The organism is Pseudoalteromonas sp. 1181_04 (assembly GCF_052850545.1).
Window position 1 is genome coordinate 18,708 of sequence record NZ_VXCS01000034.1, and the last position, 23,192, is coordinate 41,899.

Annotated in this window: 22 protein-coding genes; 21 read left to right on the forward strand and 1 reads right to left on the reverse strand. The window is 37.0% G+C overall.

Going from position 1 to position 23,192, the window contains the following annotated elements:
* Positions 1 to 243: 243 nt before the first annotated feature.
* The 5 genes from rfaH to FW757_RS20895 all read left to right on the forward strand — a co-directional run bounded on the left by rfaH (position 244) and on the right by FW757_RS20895 (position 5,744).
* Positions 244 to 732: a transcription/translation regulatory transformer protein RfaH gene (rfaH, locus tag FW757_RS20875; RefSeq protein WP_182719280.1), complete on the forward strand. Its 489-nt coding sequence runs from the start codon at positions 244 to 246 to the stop codon at positions 730 to 732.
* A 587-nt stretch (positions 733 to 1,319) separates the two neighbouring features.
* Entirely contained in the window at positions 1,320 to 1,664 is a 345-nt protein-coding gene (locus tag FW757_RS20880) for a four helix bundle protein (protein ID WP_182719297.1), read from the forward strand.
* 257 nt (positions 1,665 to 1,921) lie between these two features.
* Entirely contained in the window at positions 1,922 to 3,037 is a 1,116-nt protein-coding gene (locus FW757_RS20885; protein ID WP_182798193.1) for a polysaccharide export protein, read from the forward strand.
* 8 nt (positions 3,038 to 3,045) lie between these two features.
* Entirely contained in the window at positions 3,046 to 3,480 is a 435-nt protein-coding gene (locus FW757_RS20890) for a low molecular weight protein-tyrosine-phosphatase (protein WP_149980561.1), read from the forward strand.
* Between the two features lie 14 nt (positions 3,481 to 3,494).
* Positions 3,495 to 5,744 (forward strand): polysaccharide biosynthesis tyrosine autokinase, encoded by a 2,250-nt coding sequence (locus FW757_RS20895; protein WP_446441655.1) that lies wholly within the window; start codon positions 3,495 to 3,497, stop codon positions 5,742 to 5,744.
* A gap of 1,234 nt (positions 5,745 to 6,978) precedes the next feature.
* Here the strand turns inward: FW757_RS20895 and FW757_RS20900 are convergent.
* The gene (locus FW757_RS20900; RefSeq protein WP_259398552.1) at positions 6,979 to 7,110 is read right to left on the reverse strand and encodes a hypothetical protein; all 132 of its coding nucleotides are present in this window, start codon (positions 7,108 to 7,110) and stop codon (positions 6,979 to 6,981) included.
* Positions 7,111 to 7,198: 88 nt separating this feature from the next.
* Here FW757_RS20900 and rfbB point away from each other — a divergent pair, with 88 nt between their 5' ends.
* The 16 genes from rfbB to FW757_RS20980 all read left to right on the forward strand — a co-directional run bounded on the left by rfbB (position 7,199) and on the right by FW757_RS20980 (position 22,809).
* Positions 7,199 to 8,302, forward strand: coding sequence for a dTDP-glucose 4,6-dehydratase (gene rfbB, locus FW757_RS20905; protein WP_446441656.1), 1,104 nt, complete (start codon positions 7,199 to 7,201; stop codon positions 8,300 to 8,302).
* A 1-nt stretch (position 8,303) separates the two neighbouring features.
* A complete protein-coding gene (rfbA, locus tag FW757_RS20910) occupies positions 8,304 to 9,182 on the forward strand; it encodes a glucose-1-phosphate thymidylyltransferase RfbA (protein ID WP_182798190.1) in 879 nt (292 codons plus the stop codon).
* Entirely contained in the window at positions 9,179 to 10,633 is a 1,455-nt protein-coding gene (locus FW757_RS20915; RefSeq protein ID WP_182798189.1) for a lipopolysaccharide biosynthesis protein, read from the forward strand. The genes rfbA and FW757_RS20915 overlap by 4 nt, the downstream gene beginning before the upstream one ends.
* Positions 10,626 to 11,717 carry a DegT/DnrJ/EryC1/StrS family aminotransferase gene (locus FW757_RS20920; RefSeq protein ID WP_446441657.1) on the forward strand — a complete coding sequence of 364 codons (1,092 nt, stop codon included), beginning with the start codon at positions 10,626 to 10,628 and terminating at the stop codon, positions 11,715 to 11,717. Before FW757_RS20915 ends, FW757_RS20920 begins: the two co-directional genes overlap by 8 nt.
* A complete protein-coding gene (locus tag FW757_RS20925) occupies positions 11,710 to 12,162 on the forward strand; it encodes a GNAT family N-acetyltransferase (protein ID WP_446441658.1) in 453 nt (150 codons plus the stop codon). Before FW757_RS20920 ends, FW757_RS20925 begins: the two co-directional genes overlap by 8 nt.
* Positions 12,159 to 13,073 carry a 1-aminocyclopropane-1-carboxylate deaminase/D-cysteine desulfhydrase gene (locus tag FW757_RS20930; protein ID WP_446441659.1) on the forward strand — a complete coding sequence of 305 codons (915 nt, stop codon included), beginning with the start codon at positions 12,159 to 12,161 and terminating at the stop codon, positions 13,071 to 13,073. Before FW757_RS20925 ends, FW757_RS20930 begins: the two co-directional genes overlap by 4 nt.
* Positions 13,070 to 14,083: an ATP-grasp domain-containing protein gene (locus tag FW757_RS20935; protein WP_446441660.1), complete on the forward strand. Its 1,014-nt coding sequence runs from the start codon at positions 13,070 to 13,072 to the stop codon at positions 14,081 to 14,083. Before FW757_RS20930 ends, FW757_RS20935 begins: the two co-directional genes overlap by 4 nt.
* Entirely contained in the window at positions 14,076 to 15,011 is a 936-nt protein-coding gene (locus FW757_RS20940) for a glycosyltransferase (protein ID WP_446441661.1), read from the forward strand. Before FW757_RS20935 ends, FW757_RS20940 begins: the two co-directional genes overlap by 8 nt.
* Positions 15,012 to 15,294: 283 nt before the next feature.
* On the forward strand, positions 15,295 to 16,386 hold the full coding sequence (locus FW757_RS20945) for an EpsG family protein (protein ID WP_446441662.1): 1,092 nt from the start codon (positions 15,295 to 15,297) through the stop codon (positions 16,384 to 16,386).
* A 90-nt stretch (positions 16,387 to 16,476) separates the two neighbouring features.
* A complete protein-coding gene (locus tag FW757_RS20950) occupies positions 16,477 to 17,349 on the forward strand; it encodes a glycosyltransferase (RefSeq protein ID WP_446441663.1) in 873 nt (290 codons plus the stop codon).
* A gap of 195 nt (positions 17,350 to 17,544) precedes the next feature.
* A complete protein-coding gene (locus FW757_RS20955) occupies positions 17,545 to 18,327 on the forward strand; it encodes a glycosyltransferase family A protein (RefSeq protein WP_446441664.1) in 783 nt (260 codons plus the stop codon).
* Positions 18,328 to 18,334: 7 nt separating this feature from the next.
* Positions 18,335 to 19,561, forward strand: coding sequence for a glycosyltransferase family 4 protein (locus FW757_RS20960; RefSeq protein WP_182798180.1), 1,227 nt, complete (start codon positions 18,335 to 18,337; stop codon positions 19,559 to 19,561).
* Positions 19,554 to 20,153: a sugar transferase gene (locus FW757_RS20965; protein ID WP_182798179.1), complete on the forward strand. Its 600-nt coding sequence runs from the start codon at positions 19,554 to 19,556 to the stop codon at positions 20,151 to 20,153. The genes FW757_RS20960 and FW757_RS20965 overlap by 8 nt, the downstream gene beginning before the upstream one ends.
* Complete coding sequence (locus FW757_RS20970) at positions 20,150 to 20,785, forward strand: acetyltransferase (protein WP_182798178.1); 636 nt, start codon at positions 20,150 to 20,152, stop codon at positions 20,783 to 20,785. The genes FW757_RS20965 and FW757_RS20970 overlap by 4 nt, the downstream gene beginning before the upstream one ends.
* On the forward strand, positions 20,785 to 21,630 hold the full coding sequence (locus FW757_RS20975; protein WP_182798177.1) for a 3-hydroxyacyl-CoA dehydrogenase family protein: 846 nt from the start codon (positions 20,785 to 20,787) through the stop codon (positions 21,628 to 21,630). The genes FW757_RS20970 and FW757_RS20975 overlap by 1 nt, the downstream gene beginning before the upstream one ends.
* 3 nt (positions 21,631 to 21,633) lie before the next feature.
* Complete coding sequence (locus tag FW757_RS20980; protein WP_182798176.1) at positions 21,634 to 22,809, forward strand: DegT/DnrJ/EryC1/StrS family aminotransferase; 1,176 nt, start codon at positions 21,634 to 21,636, stop codon at positions 22,807 to 22,809.
* Positions 22,810 to 23,192 lie beyond the last annotated feature (383 nt).

Consider the following 23,192-nt stretch of genomic DNA (forward strand, 5'->3'; position numbering starts at 1 on the left):
TTAGTGCTGATGTGCTAAAGCAATAACGTTTTTAGTGTAGAGTAAATTCTAAAACCGCCATCTATAGTGAAAATATTGACCATAACTGTTTAGGCAACTGATTAATAAAAAACAGAGGTTGAGTCTGAAAAGTTTTAATCGGTTTTTTTATAGACATCACCCTAAAGTAGCACGTATAATCCCCCGCGTCTGAAATAAGAATATGCAGTTCTTAGACGCAAAGTCACTATTTTAGGGATTGATATGGATAGTTGGTACTTATTATTTTGTAAATCAAGGCAAGAAGCTCGTGCCCAAGTTAATTTACAAAACCAAGGGATTGAAGCTTTTTTTCCTCAGCTACAAAAACAACAGCTAATTAAGGGTCGTCGTACTTTTAAGCAATTAGCTGTGTTTCCTAATTATTTATTTGTTCGCTTAAATCCCCACACCGGCAACTTTGCTGCGGTAAAAAACACCCGCGGTATTAGTGGTTTTGTGTCGTATGGTGCGTCGTATCAATTAGTACCTGCACAACTTATCAAAGAATTAAAAAATTTCGAGCTAGCCCAAGATAGTAATAATTTACCGCAACCCGGTGATTTAGTGTGCCTAAATAATGGCTCATTTAAAGACGTACAAGCAATATTTAAAGAGCCAGACGGCGACATGCGCAGCATATTGTTAGTCAACCTACTAAATAAACAAATAGAAATGAGCGTAGATAACAGCGACGTAAGAAAAGTAAGTTAAAAGTTTTAAGTTAAAGGTTAAAGGTTAAAGGCACTAGGGAAGTGACAATGACCTAATTAACACGCGTCAGCAAGCTTAACGCCTACGGTGTTAAATTTTATACTGGTGTTTAATTACGTGTAGGCGAGTGGCTTGCCACCGCGAAAGATTTACTCAGTGCTCGGTGATAAAAATGGTTTTCATATGAGCCGGCTTTGGCCCGAAAAGAATAAAGATTCACCACAGAGAACACCGAAATTACAGAGGAAGGAATAATAAGTTAACCTAAGGGCTTCATAAATGTTTTCTCGGTGTTGCGAAGCATCTCTGCGCTCTCGGTGGTAAAAACAGTTTTGTAGGCGAGTGGCTTGCTACCGCGAAAGGTCTTGTATTTTACAATTTGAATTAAACTGACCAGAACGTAGGAACTGTAACCTAGGGGCGGAAGCGTGCCTGATTAAGCTACGGGTTATGAGCATCGTGATACGAGCAGTATGGTGTTGTTTTATAGTTTGTGCCCTAGGATTGAACAGATGGGTTTTGAAACTTCAAAACATTTTTTATTGTCAAATTATTTTCAGCACGCCGCAAATCAACATGGATTGGTCATGAGATATGAAAATTTAGAAGTTTGGCAAAGGGCTTTCAGGCTTAGTTTATTAATTTATAGTACATTTGAAACTTTACGTGATTACGGTTTGAAAGATCAGATGTGCAGATGCTCTGTCTCAGTGCCAAGTAATATAGCAGAGGGTTTTGAAAGAGATTTTGAAAAAGAAAAAGCGCGGTTTTTAGGTATAGCTAAAGGCTCTATAGGTGAGTTAAAAACTCAGGTTATGATTGCATTTGAATTGGGTTATATTAGTCACACGCAGTCTGAACTTATTCTCGAAGAATGTGAAATAATTGGGAAAATGCTTGGCAAGTTAATAAAAACCATCAAAAATACTTGATAAGCCCGAAGCCCGAAGCCCGAAGCCCGAAGCCCGAAGCCCGAAGCCCGAAGCCCGAAGCCCGAAGCCCGAAGCCCGAAGCCCGAAGCCCGAAGCTTTTAACTAAATTAACAAAAAAGTTAACTGCTTGCACACTAAACGTGCAGTCAACCTTGCGAAGCAAGGGTAGCCATGCTTTAATTAGCCAGCAAAAATAACAGCAAATTATTTAAAATAAGCTGAAAGTTTTAGAATTTAATATTATTTGGGAATAAACAATGGCGCTAAGCTGTAAAACACTTGTAGCATCACTCACGTTGCTAACAATGACAGGTTGTACAATCATCCCCGGTAGCCATTTCGAAGGAATCGAATCGGGTGAACAAACAAAAAACCTTGAACAAGACCTTGAAAAAGTAAATATTCAAATTATTGACTCATCTTTAATTTATCAGCAAAAACAATCGCGCAAAAAAACTAAGCCACCTTCGAGCCTTGATGGTTTAAACGTTAGTAATTACGAATACATACTTGGTGTAGGTGATGTACTTACTATTGGTGTGTGGGATCACCCAGAATTAACCATACCAGCTGCAGTACAACGTACCGCAGAGTTTGATGGTTTTCGCGTGCAAGCAGACGGTACCATAACTTACGCTTATGCGCCGAATATTCAGGCGGCAGGTAAAACAGTACAACAAGTACACAGCGAGTTAGTTAAACGCTTAAGTCGAGTGATTGAAGACCCTCAAATTGATATTAAAGTGGTTGGTTTTCGCAGCCAAAAAACATACGTAACAGGTGAAGTGAATAAGCCTGGTATATTTCCAGTAACCGAAACTCCACTCACATTGATTGATGCCTTAAATCAAGCAGGCGGACTGACTGAGAATGCTGATTGGCGCACAGTAACGTTTACTCGTGGCGACAAAACAGAAGTAATAAAGCTTGATGATTTTTATGCGCATGGCGATATTTCACAAAACCGCTTATTACAGCATGGCGATATAGTGCATGTAAACCGTAATGACTTACAGCGTGTTTTTGTTTTAGGAGATGTTAAAAAAGCGGGTTCAGTTGATGTAAACCGTTATGGTTTAAACCTTGCTGAAGCACTAACCAACTCCGGTGGTTTAAACGAAAGCACCGCCGATGCAAATGGTGTGTTTGTGCTACGTAAACGTAACCTTGAAACCGATGGTGTTATTGCTGATGTATATCAGCTGCATGCAAAAAATGTAGCAGCGTTAGTGCTAGCTGAGCAATTTGAATTACAGCCACACGATATTGTGTATGTAACTTCTGCACCACTTGCTCGTTGGAATCGCGTAATAAGTTTATTATTACCATCAATTGCGACGGTTGAGCGTTTTGATGATTTGGGCACTAATTAGGAGATATAATGTTTGATTCTATCTTAGTGGTGTGCGCAGGCAATATATGCCGCAGCCCAACGGCTGAATACGTATTAAAAAGTAAATTAGCAGGTAAAAATATCAAAGTATCGTCTGCTGGTTTAACCGCACTTGAAGGTAAAGCCGCCGACGCGACAGCAAAGCAGATTGCTGCAACGAATGGTATAAACATGGACGAGCACCAAGGTCGGCAGTTAACATCAAGCCTAGTTGCGCAAAACAGTGTTATTTTAGTGATGGAACAACGCCACTTAACTGACCTGTGTAGTCGCTACCCCGAAGCGCGCGGCAAAACCTTTTTACTCGGTAAATGGTTGGATGATAAAGAAGTGCCAGATCCATATAGGCAGAGTCTTGAAGCGTTTGAACACGTTTATGCATTAATCGACAGCGCCTGTAGCGCTTGGCAAAAGTATTTATAAGGATAGGCTAGTACATGAATGCTCAGCCCACTGCATTAGCAGCAAACAAACAAAATCGGTTGTCTGAACAACAGGCACAAGCAAGCCAAGAAATTGACCTAATGGCACTTTTTGGAGCTTTGATCGATCGTAAATATTTTATAATCGCCTTAACAGCTCTGTTTATGGTTGTGGGTGTGGTTTATGCGGTGTTTTCGACCCCGGTATATCAAGCAACGGCGATGATTCAAGTTGAAGAAAGCGGTGGCTCAGTGCCTGGTTTTGACGATATGTCGGGTATGTTTGAAAGTACCTCAGCTGCGGTAACAGAAATTGAACTGCTAAAATCACGCTCAGTCATTGGCGAAGCGGTAGATACCTTGCACCTTGACGTAATTGCAGAGCCCAAATTATTCCCGTTTATAGGTAGCCGTGCGTTTCGTAAATTTAGCCCTATGAGCGAAGGTGAGTTAGCAGAGCCGAGTTTTGGCGCTAGCTCATATGCGTGGGGTGGTGAGAGCATTGATGTATTTAGATTCGATGTACCACCTTTAGCTGTTGGCTCTAGTTTTACCTTAGTAGCACAAGAAAATCATGCAGTCGTATTACTAAATGAAGATGGTGAACAAATATTAGCGGGTAAAGTAGGGCAAGAGCTCACTAATGGTAAATTTAACTTAACGATACGTAGTTTAAACGCCCGTGTCGGTACTGAGTTTACAATACAGCGCAAAGACCGTTTAAATACGATATTAGATTTACAGGCTGCGATTGGTGCCAGCGAAAAGGGCAAAGACTCCGGTATTATTAACTTGAGCCTACAGAGCGAACAACCACATTATGCTGAAAAAGTACTTGATAAAGTAGCGGGCATATATGTACGCCGTAACGTGGAGCGCAATTCAGCCGAAGCGCAAAAATCCCTTGAGTTTTTGGAAGTACAATTACCAGAAATTAAAAAACAGTTAGAGTTTGCTGAGCAACGTTTTAACGATTACCAAATTAAACGTCAATCAATCAATATTACCCTTGAAACGCAAGGCGTATTAGAGCAAGTAGTAAAGCTTGAAACTAAACTGCAAGAACTTGAGTTAAAGCGCCTTGAAATGAGCCGTAAGTTTAAAAAAGACCACCCAACGTACCAAGGCTTAATTGAGCAAATTAACGCTGTTAATGAGCAGAAAAAAGAATTAGTTGGCGAAGTAGGTAATTTACCAGAGACTCAACAAGAGTTATTGCGCTTAAAACGCGACGTAGAAGTAAGTAACCAAATATACACACTTTTACTTAGTAAAACCCAAGAGCTTGATATAGTGCGTGCAGGTACAGTCGGTAACGTACGTATTATTGATTTTGCAGAGGTGAATACCTCAAAACCTGTTAAGCCTAAAAAAGCCTTGATAGTAGTAATGGCTACTATGCTCGGTGGTATGTTAGCTGTTGCAATTGTGCTAGTGCAAAAAGCAATGCACAAAGGCGTTGAAGATCCAAATGAGATTGAGGCAATTGGCCTGCCAGTATATGCCAGCGTACCGTACTCAGATTATCAAGATAAACTCACTGGGTTTAGTAAATCACTTAAAAACAAAGCAAATAAACCTAAATCTATATTGGCGCTTGATAACCCTGCGGATTTATCAATTGAGGCACTGCGAAGCCTGCGTACTAGTTTACATTTTGCGATGATGGAGGCTAAAAATAACCTAATTGCTATTTCCGGCCCAAGCCCCGGTGTGGGTAAATCATTTGTATCAGTTAACTTAGCTGCTGTATTGGCTCAAAGCGGTAAAAAAGTACTGATAATCGATGCCGATATGCGTAAAGGCTACTTACAAACCCAGTTTGGCTTAAAGTGGGATGATGGCTTGAGTGATTACCTATCTGGGCGTTTAAACCTTGAGCAAGTAACCAAGCCAACCACTGTAGAAGGGTTGAGTGTTATTACTCGTGGGCAAATACCACCAAACCCATCAGAGTTACTGATGCACAGTAACTTTAGTATTTTTGTTTTCAAGCAGAAGACGGCATACGATATAGTAATTGTTGATACACCACCTATTTTAGCGGTGACCGACCCGGCAATAGTTAGCGCCCATACCGGTACTACTTTATTAGTAACACGTTTTGGACAAAACCATATTAAAGAGATCGAACTTACCCGTAATCGCTTTGAGCAAAATGGCGCTGATGTTAAAGGTGTAGTGTTCAACGGCGTACTAAAAAAAGCCAGTAATGCATACGGCTATTACGGTTACTACAATTACGAATATAAATCGGATAAGTAAAACGAAGCAGCGATTTTATATCGCGACAAAAAGGTTAAATAGGTGCAAGAGAAGTAACTAGCACCTAAAACCTTTGGCTTCAAATGTATACGGGGCTATATGCCGCGCAGTTGTAACTAAAGTAAAAGGTTCACCACAGAGAATGCGGAGGAGTCGGCTTTAGCCACGAATGGTTTTCTTTGTGTAGCAAAGCGCCTCGGTGCTCTCGGTGGTAAAAAATTAAGTAAATTCACCACAGAGGACACGGAGGTAGAGATTAGAGAGCTAATAAATTAACTTTTATCTAGCTTTTCTCGATGTAGCGAACGCCTCGGTGGTAAAAATGTTTTGTAGGTCGGGATTTATGCCGCGCAGTTGTAACTGAAGTAAAAGATTCACCACAGAGAATGCGTAGGAGTCGGCTTTAGCCACGAATGATTTTCTTTGTGTAGCGAAGCGCCTCGGTGCTCTCGGTGGTAAAAAATTAAGTAAATTCACCACAGAGGACACTGAGTTCACGGAGGTAGAGATTAGAGAGCTAATAAATTAACTTTTATCTAGCTTTTCTCGATGTAGCGAACGCCTCGGTGGTAAAAATGTTTTGTAGGTCGGGATTTATGCCGCGCAGTTGTAACTAAAGTAAAAGGCTCACCACAAAGAACACGTAGGAGTCGGCTTTAGCCACGAATGGTTTTTCGGTGCAGCAAAGCGCCTCGGTGCTCTCGGTGGTAAAAAATTAAGTAAATTCACCACAGAGGACACTGAGTTCACGGAGGTAGAGATTAGAGAGCTAATAAATTAACTTTTATCTAGCTTTTCTCGATGTAGCGAACGCCTCGGTGGTAAAAATGTTTTGTAGGTCGGGCTTTATGCCGCGCAGTTTTAATTAAGATATGTACAAATAAGTAAAGGTCATTGCTCTTAAGAAAAGTTATAAAGCATGCGTTAATCTCTTCTCATTTATTCTAGCTCCCTTATTTTTGTGTAAATGATTTTTTCGGGCTTTCGCCACGAATGGTTTTTCGGTGTAGCGAACGCCTCGGTGCTCTCGGTGGAAAAAAATTAAGTAAATTCACCACAGAGGACACTGAGTTCACGGAGGCAGAGATTAGAGAGCTAATAAATTAACTTTATCTAGCTTTTCTCGATGTAGCGAACGCCTCGGTGGTAGAACTTATTTTGTAAGTCGGGCTTTATGCCGCGCAGTTGTAACTAAAGTAAAAGGCTTACCACACAGAACACGTAGGAGTCGGCTTTAGCCACGAATGGTTTTCGGTGTAGCGAACGCCTCTGTGGTAAAATGTTTTGTAAGCAGGGCATTATGCCACGCTTTAAAGTAAAGGTTAGCCATAGAGATCCATTCAGAAAAGAAGGTATTAACTTTCATATTTGACCTGACTCTGGCTTAATTTAGGACTTGATACAGTAGCATAACTAAATTGCTATCTGATTTTTAAACTAATAAAGGATTGATTGTGAAAATTCTCGTTACAGGTGGAGCTGGTTTTATTGGTTCGGCTGTTACTCGCCACATTATTAAAAACACCAGTGACTCAGTTATTAACTTAGATAAGTTAACCTATGCTGGTAATTTACAGTCCCTAGAACATATCGAAAAGAGTGACCGCTATACATTTGAGCAAGTTGATATCTGTGACCGCGCAGAGCTTGACCGTGTTTTTAAACAGCATACCCCTGATGCTGTAATGCATTTAGCCGCAGAAAGCCATGTTGATCGCTCAATAACTGGTCCTGCTGAGTTTATACAAACTAATATTGTAGGCACTTATACCTTATTAGAGGCTGCTCGCGAGTATTGGAATACCCTTGATGATAGCGCTAAACTAGCTTTTAGGTTTCATCATATATCAACTGATGAAGTATATGGTGATTTACCACATCCAGATGAACAAGATGATAATGCGTTTGATAAAGAGCTGCCTTTATTTACAGAGCAAACCTCTTATGCCCCAAGTAGCCCATATTCAGCAAGTAAAGCATCTAGTGATCATTTAGTGCGAGCATGGTTAAGAACTTACGGCTTTCCAACTATAGTGACTAACTGTTCAAATAATTATGGGCCTTATCATTTCCCTGAAAAATTAATTCCATTAGTGATTTTAAATGCACTTGAAGGCAAAGATTTACCTGTTTATGGTAAAGGCGACCAAATTCGCGATTGGCTTTATGTTGAAGATCATGCACGTGCTTTATATAAAGTAGTGACTGAAGGCAAAGTAGGCGAAACATACAATATTGGCGGCCACAATGAAAAGCAAAATATTGAGGTTGTACAAACAATTTGCAGTATTTTAGATGAGTTGGTGCCTAAAAAACCTAAGTATGCTGAGCAAATCATGTTTGTAAATGATAGACCAGGGCATGACAGACGTTATGCAATTGATTCATCAAAAATGAGTAAAGAACTAAATTGGACGCCAATCGAAACCTTTGAAACAGGTTTACGAAAAACGGTACAATGGTATTTAGATAATCAGCAGTGGTGTCAAAACGTTCAAAGTGGTTCGTATCAACGTGAACGCCTTGGTCAAATAAACACAAAAACTCAAGGAGAGTAAAGTGAAAGGAATTATTTTAGCGGGTGGTTCTGGTACACGCCTTTACCCTATCACTATGGGTGTATCAAAGCAGTTATTACCCATTTATGATAAGCCAATGGTTTATTATCCACTTTCGGTGTTAATGTTAGCCGGTATACGCGAAGTGTTAATTATTACTACGCCTGAAGATATTGATTCATTTAAACGCTTATTAGGTGACGGCTCACAGTTTGGTATTGAGCTTAGTTATACAGTGCAACCTAGCCCCGATGGACTAGCCCAAGCATTTATTTTGGGTGAAGACTTTATTGGTAGTGATGACGTATGCTTAGTGCTTGGTGATAACATTTTTTATGGGCAAGGTTTTACCACTAAGCTTAAGCACGCTGTAGAAAATGCAAAAAACGGCCAAGGTGCAACAGTGTTTGGTTATCAGGTTAATGATCCAGAACGTTTTGGCGTGGTTGAGTTTGACCATAATAAAAAAGCGATATCAATCGAAGAAAAACCAACTAAACCAAAATCTCACTTTGCTGTAACAGGGCTTTATTTTTACGACAATTCGGTTGTTGAATTGGCGAAAAAAGTTGAACCATCTCATCGCGGTGAACTTGAGATTACCTGCTTGAACGAAATGTATTTAAAGCAAAATAAGCTTAATGTCGAAATGCTGGGCCGTGGTTTTACTTGGTTAGATACAGGCACCCATGAAAGTTTACTCGAAGCAGCACAATTTGTAGAAACAATTGAGCGATGCCAAGGCTATAAAATAGCCTGTTTAGAAGAAGTTGCATTTCATAATGGTTGGCTAACGGCTGAAGACGTGGCAGTAAAAGCTAAGCTAATGTCTAAAAATGGCTATGGCAGCTATTTAGCCGATTTATTAAAAAATATATGAAATCCACTGCCAATGGTTTGAAATGGAGTGCCATAGAACGGTTAGCTACTCAAGCTATTCAACTTATAGTTATGCTATTTTTAGCAAGGCTATTAGGACCAAATGTGTTTGGTCTAGTGGGTATGTTAGCTGTATTTATTGCAGTAAGCCAGGTATTTACAGATAGCGGTTTTACTGCTGCTCTGGTCCGTTATACTGAGCGTACAGAAAGTGATTTTTCAACAGCCTTTTACTTTAATATCTTTGTTGGTTTATTTTGTTACTTAATTCTCTTTTTTGCGGCACCTAGTGTCGCTAAATTTTATGAGCAGCCAGAATTAGTTAATTTAATGAGGGTGCTTGCATTAAATATTGTAATAAATAGTTTTGCAATTGTACAAAGAGCTAAGTTAACTATTGCTATGGATTTCAAAACACAGGCTAAAGCGTCATTACTCAGCGTTGTTATCAGTAGTGGGGTGGCCTTGTATATGGCTGAACTAGACTACGGTGTGTGGGCTTTGGTAGGCCAGGCATTATCGAATGCGCTTCTTTTGGTTATTTTATTGAATGTTTTTCATCCTTGGCTGCCAAAAACGGGGTTTAGTAAAAACTCTTTTAATTACTTATTTGGCTTTGGCTCTAAATTATTAGCTGCATCACTTATTGACACCGTATTTAAAAACATTTACCAAATTATAATTGGTAAGCAATTTAGTGCGACTCAAGTTGGTTTGTTTACTCAAGCGAATCAACTATCTCTTATGCCTGCAATGACTATGACTACAGTAATACAGCGTGTTACTTACCCCATGCTAAGTAATATTCAAAATGATGTTAATAAATTTGAAGATACTTACTTATTGACTCTACGACTTGCTGCGTTGGTCGTGTTCCCTCTAATGGCGGGGTTGAGCATTTCAGCAGAACCATTTATTAGTATTGTACTGGGGTCTGAGTGGTTACCTGCAGCTGAACTGTTATCTATATTAAGCTTGGCATTTATGCTTTACCCAATACATGCAATAAATTTAAATTTGCTGCAAGTCAAAGGCCGCTCAGATATATTTTTAAAATTAGAGATTATAAAAAAAAGCTTAATAACAGTTATGCTAGTTATTACTATACCCCTAGGGGTCAAAGCTATGTGTATTGGCTTATTGATCCATTCATTCATTGCGTTTTTTATTAATTCTTTTTATACAGGTCGGTTTAGTCGTTTAAAAACAACTAAACAACTAGCTGCATTATTACCCATCTGGGGTTGTGTGCTCTTTAGTGGGCTGCTTACTTATATTTTATCTTGGTATGTGGTAACAAACTATATCGCGAACCCAACAGTTCATTTAGCTATTAACCTAACTGTGATGCCTTTGATTTACATTGGTTTAATTCGTTGGACAGCAAACGATTTATATACACAAATTTTACATGTGATTTTTAGAAAAAAGGTTGAATTAAAAAATGGATAAAATAACAGTCACCTCACCACTGTTACCGCCTTTAGATGAATTAACCCCCTATCTTGAAGATATTTGGCAGCGTAAATGGTTAACTAATAGCGGCCATTACCATCAACAGCTTGAAGATGAGCTATGCAAGTACCTTGATGTACCCCATATAAGCTTATTTTCTAACGGGACATTAGCACTTATAACCGCTTTGCAGTCGCTAGAACTTACGGGGGAAGTAATTACTACGCCTTACACATTTGTCGCAACCGCTCATGCAATAAAGTGGAATAACCTAACCCCGGTTTTTGTTGATATTGATCCAACCACCTTTAATATAGATCCAACAAAGATTGAGGCGGCTATTACAGAACGAACATGTGCAATTTTGCCTGTTCATGTATACGGTATGCCTTGTGATAATAATGCAATTGAAACTATCGCGAAAAAGCATGATTTAAAAGTTATTTACGATGCTGCACATGCGTTTGGAGTTAAAGAGCACGAACAATCAGTTTTAAACTATGGCGATTTGTCTATTTTGAGTTTTCATGCAACCAAGGCTTACTCAACAATTGAAGGTGGGGCTGTTGTTTGCAAAACGTTAGAACAAAAAAAGAAAATTGATCAATTAAAGAATTTTGGCTTTGAGTCTGAAACGCAAATAAATGTTTGTGGAATGAATGCAAAACTTAATGAAGTGCAAGCTGCTTTTGGGCTTGTTGCATTAACCAAAATTGACGAGTCGATAACTAAACGAAAACTAATTGCCAAAAAATACGATAAAGCATTCAGAGATATAGTTGGTATTAAAGTACTTGATAGCAATCTTTCTTTAGAGCTTAACTATTCATATTATCCTGTTTTAATTGACGAAACAGAGTTTGGCTTAAGCCGTGATGAGTTACTTGAAAAGCTTCAAGAAAATAATATTCTTGCTAGACGATATTTTTACCCTTTAGTAACTCAGTTTGAACTTTATAAGGGCTATGCTAGCGATACTCCTAATGCTAAATTAATTTCTGATCAAGTGCTGTGTATACCAATTCATGATGCTTTAACCGAAGAAGAGCAAATTAAAGTTATTGAGGTTATTTGTGGTTGATTTATTAAATGAGGGCGATTTATCATCCTTTTTTAATCTTTTAAATCAAGTGGATGATGATTTTTCACCAACATTGTCATCACGAGTAGATTTAGAACAATACGCTTTAAAGTTACTTAAGGTTGCAACTGTTTTTGGAGTATATAAGAAGAACCAGTTGGTTGGTGCAATTGCTGTATATATGAATGATCTAGATAGTAAAGTAGCCTATTGCCCATTTATTGCTATATTATCAAACTCTAGAGGGCAGGGGTTTAGTCAACTATTACTTGAGATTGCTATTGCAGAATTAAAATCTAAGCAATTTAATAGCCTGTCACTAACCGTAAGAGCCGATAGCCCAGCTAGTCATTTATATAAAAAAGTAGGTTTTCTGATTGTTAATGAATTCAATTATGAAGATAGTAATGTTAAAGGCTTAAAAATGGAATTGAAATTACTATGAAGTTAACAGCAACACCAATAATGCAAATTAATTATTTAGGTGTAAATCTGTTTATAAAGCGAGATGATTTATACCCGATTTCAGGAGGAGGTAATAAAGGCCGTAAGGCTGAGTATATTTTGGCTAAATGCATGGAAGAAGGTTGCAATGCGGTAGTAACCTGTGGCGGGGCGCAATCTAATCATGTAAGAGCCACTGCTATTCGCTGCAAAGAGCTGGGAATTGAATGTACTATAGTGATCCATGACTCTGAGCCGAACGACTTTTGTGGTAACTTAAAATTATTACAGATCCTAGGTATAAAAATTGTGTATTGCGACATGAGTGAGGTTGCAAAAGTGATGGACGCTGAAATGGCGGAACATACAAGGCAAGGTTTAAAACCATTTTATATTTGGGGGGGGGGGCATTGTTTAGAAGGCACGCAAGCATTTTATGATGCCGCATTTGAAGCACACGCGCAATCTAACCTGCTGTTTGACTATGTTTTTCACGCAAGTGGCACAGGTGCTACGCAAGCTGGATTACATTTAGGTTTTAAAAAAATAAATTCAGCTACTCAAGTTATTGGTATTAGTGTTGCTCGGCAAAATCCTCGTGGGTTAGAAGCAATTAGTAATTCGATTTTAGAGTTTATTAACGCTAATAAACTAGATACTCAATTGTCAGCAGATATAGTATTTGATGATCAGTTTATTGCTGGAGGCTATGAAAAAACTAATCCTGAGCAGCTAAGTGTAATTAGAAGAGCCGCTGAACAAACAGGAATAATACTCGACCCAACTTATACGGGGAAGGCATGGTATGGTATGCAGCAGTATATTAAAAATGGAGTGGTGAAGCCGGGTAGTAATGTACTTTTCTGGCACACTGGTGGATTGTTGAACTTAATGGCGACAAAAGAAATATGAATATATTATTAACCTCTGTAGGGCGTAGAAGTTACCTAGTCAATTATTTTAAAGAAGCATTAAAATCTTTAAACGGTAAGGTTTTTGCTGCAAATAGTATTGAGACGTATGCCTTACAACAAGCAGATGCGTTTACATTAACACCACAAATATACTCTGCTGAATACATTGATTATTTAATAAACTACTGTAAAAAAAATAAAATAACGGTACTTATCTCACTTTTTGATATCGATTTACCAATACTAGCTAAAAATAAACAACGTTTTAAAGATATTGGTGTCGATGTAATTGTTTCAGATCCTGAAGTGATTGATATTTGTAATGATAAATGGAAAACCTATCAGTTTTTAATTCAGCATAATATTAAAACACCGACAACGTATATTTCATTTTCAGAAGCAGTTACAGCACTTCAAAATAAAGAGCTTGAATACCCCGTAATTATTAAGCCGCGTTGGGGAATGGGTTCTATTGGTATTTATAAGGCTGATAATTTAGAAGAGCTACAAGTACTTTACAAAAAAGTACGTAATGAAATTAATGGATCTTATTTGAAATTCGAGTCTGCCGCTGATGCTGATAACGCGATTCTTATACAGGAATGTATAGAAAGTGATGAATACGGTATTGAGGTTATAAACGACTTAAATAGGGAGTATGTTACGACCTTCTGTAAACATAAAATAGCGATGCGCTCAGGGGAAACTGACCAGGCTATAACGATAGAAAATGATAAACTATCTGAGGTTGGAAAATCGTTATCAAAAACATTGCGTCATATTGCAGTACTTGATTCTGACTGCTTAGAGAAAAATGGTGATTTTTATGTGTTGGAGTTGAACGCTCGTTTTGGTGGTCAATATCCATTCTCACACTTAGCTGGTGCAAATATACCCAAACAAATCGTTGATTGGTGTACTGGTATGAAAACTAACCAAATGCTGACAACAATCTCTGCGAATGTGTTGTGTAGTAAAGATATCAAGCCGGTAATAATAAATGATTGATAATAAACTTGTAGCTCCGGAATCAGAAATTGAGATTATGTCTCATTGGAAACATATAGATAAAGTATACGTCAGTTGTATTTGTATTACTTTTAATCATGAACTATTTATTGAAGATACTTTAAATGCAATGCTTGCGCAAAAGTCTGATTATAAATTTGAAATTATTATACATGACGATGCATCAACAGATGAAACACAAACTATTATTCAGAGGTATCGAGAAAAATATCCTTCTATAATTAGGTTAATACTTCAAAAGGAAAATCAATATTCAAAAGGAAGAAAGCCATTGGCATTAATTTTACCTATGTGTCAGGGTGATTTTATTGCCTATTGTGAAGGTGATGATTACTGGGTAGATGATAAAAAAATAACACTTCAAGCACGTTATTTGCTAGATCATAAAGAGGTTTTTATAACAAGTCATGATGCAAAGATTGTTGATGATAATGGCAATTTAATAAAGGATAGTAAACTTCCTTATATAAAAAAAAGAGACTTTAGTGCCGAAGAGCTTATATTGGGTAAAGCATGGTTATTGACTTTAAATTGGATGTTTAGGCGTTTTGATATCTCTGATATTCCTGAATGGGAAAAGGTGAAAAATGGTGATACATTTATTACATCTATCTTCGGTCTCTATGGGGGTAGTCATCATCATGTTGATATTCTGCCATCTGCCTACAGAGTCCATAGTGAAGGTGTATGGTCAATGCTTTCAGAGAATGATAAAAAAGATAACATTATTAATACATTTTTTTGGATTTACCGATATTATAACAGAATAGGAGCAGTCCGTTATGCTGATTATTATTGGTGTAGATATATTCGTTCTTTATTTTTTAAATTAAGTTATTTTGATATTTTAAAAGAGGTATTGGTAAAAGTGACCAGATTTCCTAGGTTGTTGTTGAAAAAAATTTAAGTTGAGATGGAGGGGGATGATATATCTTTCTTCAATACTGTAAGTTCCTCAACCTTCGCCTTATATAACGATTAGATTCTAGATGATGTTGAATTCCTGATAATTAGTTTTTTCATGTTAAGTTAGCTATTATCTAGTAAAAATAGTGGCTTTTTTAAATGAGTTTTTCGAAATGGATAGTAGTCTTCCTTAAGTTGTTAATATATATGCTTGGTGTTGCATTTTTTATTGAAAAAATGGTTTTGTATTTTTCTATGCCTTCAAATAGGGTGTGTTTTAATTTATGATTTTTTATCTGTCTTTGACTATATTTCTTTTCTTTACTCTTTACCTTGCAAGTAATAAAGGGAGTGAGTACCGCTTGATTTATAACTTCTTATTTTTTTCTGTTATTTTCTTGGTTGCGGGCTTGAGAGGTGATGTAGGGCAAGATACATATAATTATCAGCTTCAATATGATTCAATGGTTGGCTTGGGTAGTTTATTTGAACAATTAAATAAAGCAGAACCTATTTTATATTTAATTATGTACCCATATAAATTGCTCTTCGATGATTTTTTGGGTTTTACTGGATTTTTACTTCTCATTTCTTTAATGCAGACCGTCTTGTTATCTTATGCGACAAAAAAAATGTATCATCGCTCAACTTTTTTAGCTATTTATCTTGTGATTATTTACTTAGAGTATCATTTTAATGTATTAAGAGCATCGTTAGCCCTATTGTTTTTTTTGTGTTCTATGCGTACAGTAACAACGAGTAGAAAAAAAAGTATAGTGTTTTTTATTTTGGCTTTACTCTCACATCTTAGCGCTTTGGTTTTATTTCCTGTATTACTAGTCTCTTTGAAGTTAAAACCAAGATATTATATATTTATGGGGGGGGCGTTAGTTGGTGTTGGGGCATGTGTAACAATTTTTTTTGGTGATTACATTTATAGCAAGTTTTTAGGTTATAATTTATTTGATACAAGTAGTTTTGATTTTCCTTTTCTAGTGTCTATTTTATTGAGTTTTTTATGGCTTGCATTTTTCTTCAATAAGAAGAAGAGTTCTACTCAGTTTTTTAGTTTATTGATTTTTAGTGTTGCATTCTTCTCCTCTTCTTTTACTGCTATTGCTTATAGACTTTATTTTATGACATTTGCTGTTGTAGCTTACGTTACACTTTATGAAAAAGTCTTTAATGAAAAAGAATTTAAAAGTCAGCCTTATTTTCTATCTCTTTTTGTATTATGTCTTTGGCTTGGGTTTATTTCGATAAAACATTTAGTGCAAGAGAGGGATGATAGATTTTTGACAGGTAAAGGTAGGTATGAATTTTCTTTTTCTCCTTATAGCTTGTATTATGATAGTAAATATAGAAAAAATGAATAATAATTTATCGTATTTATATCTAGTGTTTTAAATATTACATTATCTAAATTCATATAAGTTAAGATGTTTGAATATAATAAGAGAATTTTAATGCAAAAAAAACCTTTAATCACTATATATATGGCAACATTTAATAGAGTTGAGCTTTTAAAACGGGCTGTTAATTCAGTACTTTCTCAAACATATTCAAATTTTGAGCTAATCGTTGTTGATGATTGTTCATCTGATGAAACAATAGAGTATCTGGTAGCCATTTCTGAAGCTGACCCTCGTATTCGGTTTTATCAAAATGAAAAGAACAGCGGTGCTTGTGCTTCAAGAAATAAAGCTATTGCTGAAGCAAATGGAGTATTTATAACAGGGTTAGATGATGATGATGAGTTTATGCCGCTTCATATTGAAAGTTTGCTTGCAGCCTTTGATGAAAAATATGCTTTTGTTGCCTGCAGTTTACTGGAAAATACGGGGAGCTGTGTAATTGAGCATGCGTTAGATTGTGGAATAATTAGTCTTGACAGTTTGCTTCATTACAACAAGGTAGGCAATCAAGTTTTTACATTAACATCAAGATTGCAAAGGATAAATGGTTTTGATGAATCATTTCCCGCTTTTCAAGATTATGATACATGGACTCGTCTTGTCTATGAGTTTGGTCAATGTAAAAAAATAAAACAGGCTACTTATGTGTGGCATACAGGTCATGAACAGGAGCGTATATCTAATAATAACAATAATAGGTTGATTGCTTTAGATTTATTTATAAATAAGCATAAAAGGTATATGTCAAAGAAACACAATCAGTCAATGTTCATTATGAAGAAAAAATTAGAAAAAGGACCGTTTAATTTTATTGATTTGATATTAAATGTTAATAAACTAAATTTTAAAACAGCTCTAGCTACCTATATTAATATAAATTTTTACACTTTAGGGGCGAGATGGAGAAGATATAAAAGAAAATAATTTTTTAGAACGTGTGTTAAGTGTTGTTAATGGATTCTATTGAAGGTAGTTGTGTTAATTGTTATTGAAAATAATTTAATACAGCAGAATTTATTTAATTGTGAAACTGTTTGAAACGTAAATTTAATTGAAGTTGCACAGTTGTTTTTTAATAGGTATATTTTTAAGTTAAATGATTTTTATTTAAGAGGATGAATGAGAAAATTAACAATTGCCATATCTACAGTTAAAGCTCAGCGGAATGCTGTTATAGAAAAAATAAATACTTTAAGTGATGTCACTAAAAAAAAGGTAAAGTTTTTAGTTATATCACAGTTAGAGGATGAATATGAAAATGCTTTAGTTGATGGTATTAAAATTATTAAACTTACAAGTAAAGGTTTAAGTAAAAGCAGGAATGTTGCAATTAGAGAAACTTATACTGAGTGGGTGTGGTTTCAAGACGATGATTTCTCAATAAATGAAATTCAGTTATCTTCCTTCTTAGATTCCTCTTTAACTAGTAGTATTGATATCGCGCTTATTAGAATTGGCTCTCTAGAAAACCGTGAAAAGTATTATAAAAATTATGGTGATTATTCAAAGTTCACTCGTCTGTTATCTTTAAAAGTTTCGTCAATAGAAATCATAGCAAAAGTAAACTTTATCAAAGAAAATAAAATAGAATTTGATGAAAAGCTAGGGTTGGGCACTGAGTTACCGTGTTGTGAAGAGAATAAGTTCATGTTGGATAGCTTTGATAAAGGCGCTAATATTTATTTTTGTAGCCAAACTATTTGCTATCATACCACTTTACCAGAAAACCGTAATGTAGATTACGTTAAAAATTTACAGGCAAAAGGTTATTTCCTTAAGAATTTTTCTATTCCTATAGCATTGATTTTGATTTTTAAATGGACTTTTACTATTAAAAGTGAATTTAATTTTTTGAAAAACCTCAAATTACTCACTAAGGGTTTTTTTCATAAACTAGGATAATAAAAGAATGGATATTCTATATCTTCACCAGTACTTCGCCACTCCAGAATCAAACGCGGGGACGCGCTCGTACGAAATGGCGAAACGATTAGTTAAAAATGGCCACACTGTTACTTTTGTTACTAGTTCGGCTTACTTTTCTGATAATTATAATTTACGCAATGGCTGGAACTTTATAGAAATTGACGGCATTAAATTGCATGTTTTACATCTTGATTACTCAAATAAAGATAGCTTTTTAAAGCGAATTTTGAAGTTTATAAACTTTTCGATTAGGTCTACGTTAAAGTCGCTTTCGATCAAAGCTGATGTGGTTTTTGCTACTAGCACGCCATTGACAATTGCAATCCCTGGGTTAATTTATTCTAAACTGAAAAAAGTTCCTTTAGTGTTTGAGGTGCGCGACCTTTGGCCTGAGTTACCTGTAGCAACGGGCGTTATAAAAAATAAGTGGATTATTAAAATTACTACTTGGTTAGAAAAATACACTTATAAGAACTCTAAGCGTCTTATTGGTTTATCGCCAGGCATGTGCGATGGTATTACAAGGCATGGTATTCCAGCAGAGCATGTCACGTTAGCTACTAATAGCTGTGATACTGATTTATTTGATGTTGATAAAAGTGTTGGCTGCAACTACTTAGAGACTAAATTAAAGTTTGTTAATGGTCGTAAACTTATTGCTTATACTGGTACTTTTGGCCTAATCAATAAAGTTGGCTATATCGTTGAATTAGCGAAGGCAGCGCAAACTCTTGATGCTAATTTATGCTTTGTTGCTATTGGTGATGGTATGGAAAAACAGCAAGTGATTGCTGATGCAGAAAAAGCTGGGGTTTTAAATCGTAACCTTTATATATTACCGCCAGTTCCTAAAATAGAAATAGTGGATTTATTATCTGCTGCTGACTTGTCGTTATCTTTATTTGGGCCTGTAAAGGAGATGTGGCATAACTCTGCTAATAAGCTGTTTGATGCTTTGGCATCACAAACCCCAATTGCAATTAACTACGCGGGGTGGCAAAAAGAGTTTATTGATGAGCATAATTGTGGCTTAGTTTTAGATGGTAGCGATTACGAAAAGGCATCTGCAAGTATTTCTCGGTTTTTAAATAATCAAAGTGAGTACGATAAAGCCGTTCAAAGTTGCAAACTGCTTTCGTATGAATACTTCTCAAGAGATATAATGGCCGCACGGATAGAGAAAACTTTAATGGAAGCTATTAATGATTAAACGTATTTTTGATTTTTTAGTTGCTCTATGTGCAATACTGACTTTATTGCCAGTAATTATGATTGTTGCTTTACTGATTCGTTTTAAACTGGGCTCACCTATTTTATTTACTCAAGACCGCCCAGGTTTACATGGTAAAGTATTTAAAATGATGAAGTTTAGAACCATGCTTGATGGTAAAGACAAGCAGGGGAACTTGCTGCCAGATAATGAGCGTATGACTAAATTTGGCTCATTTTTGCGATCTACAAGTTTAGATGAATTGCCCGGTTTATTTAACGTATTAAAAGGCGATATGAGCTTAGTAGGTCCAAGGCCTCTGCTTGTGCAATATTTACCGCTTTATAATAAACAACAAGCGCGTCGTCATAATGTACGCCCAGGTATTACTGGCTGGGCACAAGTGAATGGTCGTAACGCCATTAGCTGGGAAGATAAATTTAAGTTGGATGTTTGGTACGTAGATAACCAAAGTTTTTGGCTTGATATAAAAATACTGCTCCTAACGGTAAAAAAAGTATTTGTTCGTGAGGGTATTAGTGCTGATGGTGAGGCGACAATGTCTCTTTTTAAAGGGAGTGATAAAAAGTGAAAGAAATTATAGTAATTGGTGGCGGTGGATTTGCTAAAGAAGTAGTTTGGCTAGCCCATGATTGCAACCGTAAGGTAAGAGGTGTTTTAGATGATAATACTTCTACACATGGTACGGATGTCCAAGGAGCAAACGTCTTAGGTTCAGTTGACACTTGGGTAGATTACTCTCTAGATTGTGAGTTCATAATAGCTATTGGTAGTCCTAGGACGCGTAAAGCTGTTTTAAATAAAATGCAACTATTAGGAAAGCCGAGTTTTGCAACATTGATCCATCCGAGTGTTAGGTATTCGAATACTGTTAGCATTGGTAAAGGCGCTATTATTTGTGCAGGCTCCATACTAACTGCAGACATAGAGCTGGGTACTCACAACATTTTAAATCTCAATGTGACAGTTGGACATGAGTGTAAATTTGGTGATTTTATAACTATTGCACCTATGGCGGCTGTTTCTGGCAATGTATTCTTAGATGATTTAGTTGAAGTTGGTACGGGTGCTACAATTAGGCAAGGCTTAAATCTTCAGAAAGGCTCTATGCTTGGTATGGGAGGCGTTTTGACTAAAAACATTCCTGAAAGAACGATTTTTGCTGGTAACCCTGCAAAGAAATTAAAGGAGATAGCTGAGTAATGGAAGTATCAATAATTGGCTCTGGCACAATGGCTACAGGTATCGCTCAAGTGCTTTGTATGAGTAATGAAATTTCAAGAGTAAATTTAATCGCAAGAACTGATGATAAAGCGAATGCTTCAAAAGGTACCTGTGAAAAAAATATATCTAGACTTGCTCGCAAAGGGAAAATTTCAGCTGAGCAGTCAAGTATAGCAATAGAGAAAGTATTCTGTTGTACAGAGCTTGCCACAATATCTAAGTCTGATTTGGTTATAGAGGCGATTGCTGAAGATTTCGTTGCTAAAATGGATCTTTTTTCTAAGCTTGCGGAATTTGTAGATGAATCAGTGATTGTTGCTTCTAATACATCATCTCTTTCTATTACAGCTTTTGGTAGTGTATTACCTAACCCTCAAAATGTAATCGGGTTACACTTTTTCAATCCAGCCCCTATTATGGAATTAGTCGAAATAGTTGTAGGCCATGAAACTAACCCTGAAATAGTCGATAAGCTACAAGTTTTAACTAAAGCTTTAGGTAAGGCGCCTGTTGTTGTTCAAGAAGCTCCGGGCTTTGTTGTTAATCGAATGCTTATACCAATGATCAATGAAGCTGTGAGTATTTTAGCCGAAGGTATAGCAACCGCAGAAGATATTGATCGGGCGATGAAGTTTGGTGCACACCATCCGATGGGTCCTTTAGCGTTAGCAGATTTAATTGGTAATGATGTTAATTTGTCTATAATGGAAACTCTTTACAGTGAAACTGGAGATCCTAAATATAGAGCACATCCGCTTCTAAGAAAAATGGTTAGGGCTAACCATTTAGGCCGTAAAACAAAGAAAGGCTTTTTTGAGTATTAATATATGTTAAATATCCCATTTTCTCCTTGGCCTAGCTTCACTCAAGAAGAAGCTGATGCTGTAAGTCGTGTAGTTTTGTCAAACAAAGTTAACTACTGGACGGGTACTGAAGGCCGCGAATTTGAAAAAGAATTTGCTTCTTGGGCAGGTAGCGAGTATGCAATCGCACTTGGTAATGGCACTTTAGCGCTTGATATAGCGCTTAAAGCGTTAAATGTGGGTACTGGCGATGAAGTTATTACTACGCCGCGAACTTTTTTAGCGTCTGCCTCAAGTATTGTAACTGCTGGCGCAGCACCTGTATTTGCTGATGTTGATTTAAATAGCCAAGCCATTACAGCTGCAAGTATTAAAGCGGTACTTACACCAAAAACGAAAGCAGTTATTGTTGTACACTTAGCCGGTATGCCTGCTGAAATGGATGAAATAATGGCGCTGAGTAAAGAGCATGGCTTTTATGTAATTGAAGACTGTGCGCAGGCACATGGTGCTAAATATAAAGGTCGCTCAGTCGGTAGTATTGGCCATGTAGGCGCGTGGAGCTTTTGCCAAGATAAAATTATGACCACTGGCGGTGAAGGCGGCATGGTAACCACTAACTCAAAAGAGCTATGGTCAACCATGTGGAGCTATAAAGACCACGGTAAAAGCTTTGATGCAATTTATAACCGCGAACACCCACCGGGGTTTAGATGGTTACACGAAAGCTTTGGTACTAACTGGCGCATGACCGAAATGCAAGCCGTACTTGGCCGTATTCAACTAACTCGTATGACAGAGTGGACTGCAAAACGCCAAACGTATGGCGCACAACTTGACCAAGCCGCAACTGGCTTTGATTGTATCCGTTTAGTTGAGGTTCCTGAATACATTGAACACGCTGAATATAAGCATTATATGTTTATTAAGCCTGAACAATTGGCCTCTGGTTGGGATCGCGACCGTATAGTTAATGTAATTGTAGAGCGTGGTGTACCGTGTTTTCAGGGGAGCTGCTCAGAAGTGTATTTAGAAAAAGCTTTTGACAACACCCCATGGCGCCCAGAAACACGCCTACCAAATGCAGTTGAACTAGGTGAAACGTCAATCATGTTTTTAGTCCACCCAACCCTTACAGAAGATGAAATAGCTAAAACAACCCAAGTTATGAAAGAAGTGTTTGGGTTAGCGAGCAAGTAATAGGTTGCTAGGGGCTAGGCTTAACTTTACCTTCTTCGGTGTAGCGCGCAGCGCCTCGGTGGTACAAAACTAAATAACTTAATTCACCACAGAGGCCACGAAGAGTACAGAGGTAGAGATTAGAGAGCTAATATGTTTATATTTTTACTTTTACTTCTCATTCCTCTGTGTTCTCGGTGGTAAAATTTTTTTAGTGATTTATTCACCACGGAGCGCACCGAGTTCACTGAGGTAGGGATTAGAGAGTTAAAAGATTTATATTTCCTTTTTACTGGTCTTTCCTCTGTGTAGCGAAGCGCCTTTGTGCTCTCGGTGGTAAAATGTTTTTAGTGATTTATTCACCACGGAGCGCGCCGAGTTCACTGAGGTAGGGATTAGAGAGT

What these genes read in the sequence shown, in the direction of transcription:
- rfaH (WP_182719280.1), top strand. Translation starts at nt 244, where the DNA reads ATGGATAGTTGGTACTTATTATTTTGTAAATCAAGGCAAGAAGCTCGT.
- FW757_RS20880 (WP_182719297.1), top strand. Translation starts at nt 1,320, where the DNA reads ATGAGATATGAAAATTTAGAAGTTTGGCAAAGGGCTTTCAGGCTTAGT.
- FW757_RS20885 (WP_182798193.1), top strand. Translation starts at nt 1,922, where the DNA reads ATGGCGCTAAGCTGTAAAACACTTGTAGCATCACTCACGTTGCTAACA.
- FW757_RS20890 (WP_149980561.1), top strand. Translation starts at nt 3,046, where the DNA reads ATGTTTGATTCTATCTTAGTGGTGTGCGCAGGCAATATATGCCGCAGC.
- FW757_RS20895 (WP_446441655.1), top strand. Translation starts at nt 3,495, where the DNA reads ATGAATGCTCAGCCCACTGCATTAGCAGCAAACAAACAAAATCGGTTG.
- FW757_RS20900 (WP_259398552.1), bottom strand. Translation starts at nt 7,110, where the DNA reads ATGAAAGTTAATACCTTCTTTTCTGAATGGATCTCTATGGCTAACCTT.
- FW757_RS20915 (WP_182798189.1), top strand. Translation starts at nt 9,179, where the DNA reads ATGAAATCCACTGCCAATGGTTTGAAATGGAGTGCCATAGAACGGTTA.
- FW757_RS20920 (WP_446441657.1), top strand. Translation starts at nt 10,626, where the DNA reads ATGGATAAAATAACAGTCACCTCACCACTGTTACCGCCTTTAGATGAA.
- FW757_RS20930 (WP_446441659.1), top strand. Translation starts at nt 12,159, where the DNA reads ATGAAGTTAACAGCAACACCAATAATGCAAATTAATTATTTAGGTGTA.
- FW757_RS20935 (WP_446441660.1), top strand. Translation starts at nt 13,070, where the DNA reads ATGAATATATTATTAACCTCTGTAGGGCGTAGAAGTTACCTAGTCAAT.
- FW757_RS20940 (WP_446441661.1), top strand. Translation starts at nt 14,076, where the DNA reads ATGATTGATAATAAACTTGTAGCTCCGGAATCAGAAATTGAGATTATG.
- FW757_RS20945 (WP_446441662.1), top strand. Translation starts at nt 15,295, where the DNA reads ATGATTTTTTATCTGTCTTTGACTATATTTCTTTTCTTTACTCTTTAC.
- FW757_RS20950 (WP_446441663.1), top strand. Translation starts at nt 16,477, where the DNA reads ATGCAAAAAAAACCTTTAATCACTATATATATGGCAACATTTAATAGA.
- FW757_RS20955 (WP_446441664.1), top strand. Translation starts at nt 17,545, where the DNA reads ATGAGAAAATTAACAATTGCCATATCTACAGTTAAAGCTCAGCGGAAT.
- FW757_RS20960 (WP_182798180.1), top strand. Translation starts at nt 18,335, where the DNA reads ATGGATATTCTATATCTTCACCAGTACTTCGCCACTCCAGAATCAAAC.
- FW757_RS20965 (WP_182798179.1), top strand. Translation starts at nt 19,554, where the DNA reads ATGATTAAACGTATTTTTGATTTTTTAGTTGCTCTATGTGCAATACTG.
- FW757_RS20975 (WP_182798177.1), top strand. Translation starts at nt 20,785, where the DNA reads ATGGAAGTATCAATAATTGGCTCTGGCACAATGGCTACAGGTATCGCT.
- FW757_RS20980 (WP_182798176.1), top strand. Translation starts at nt 21,634, where the DNA reads ATGTTAAATATCCCATTTTCTCCTTGGCCTAGCTTCACTCAAGAAGAA.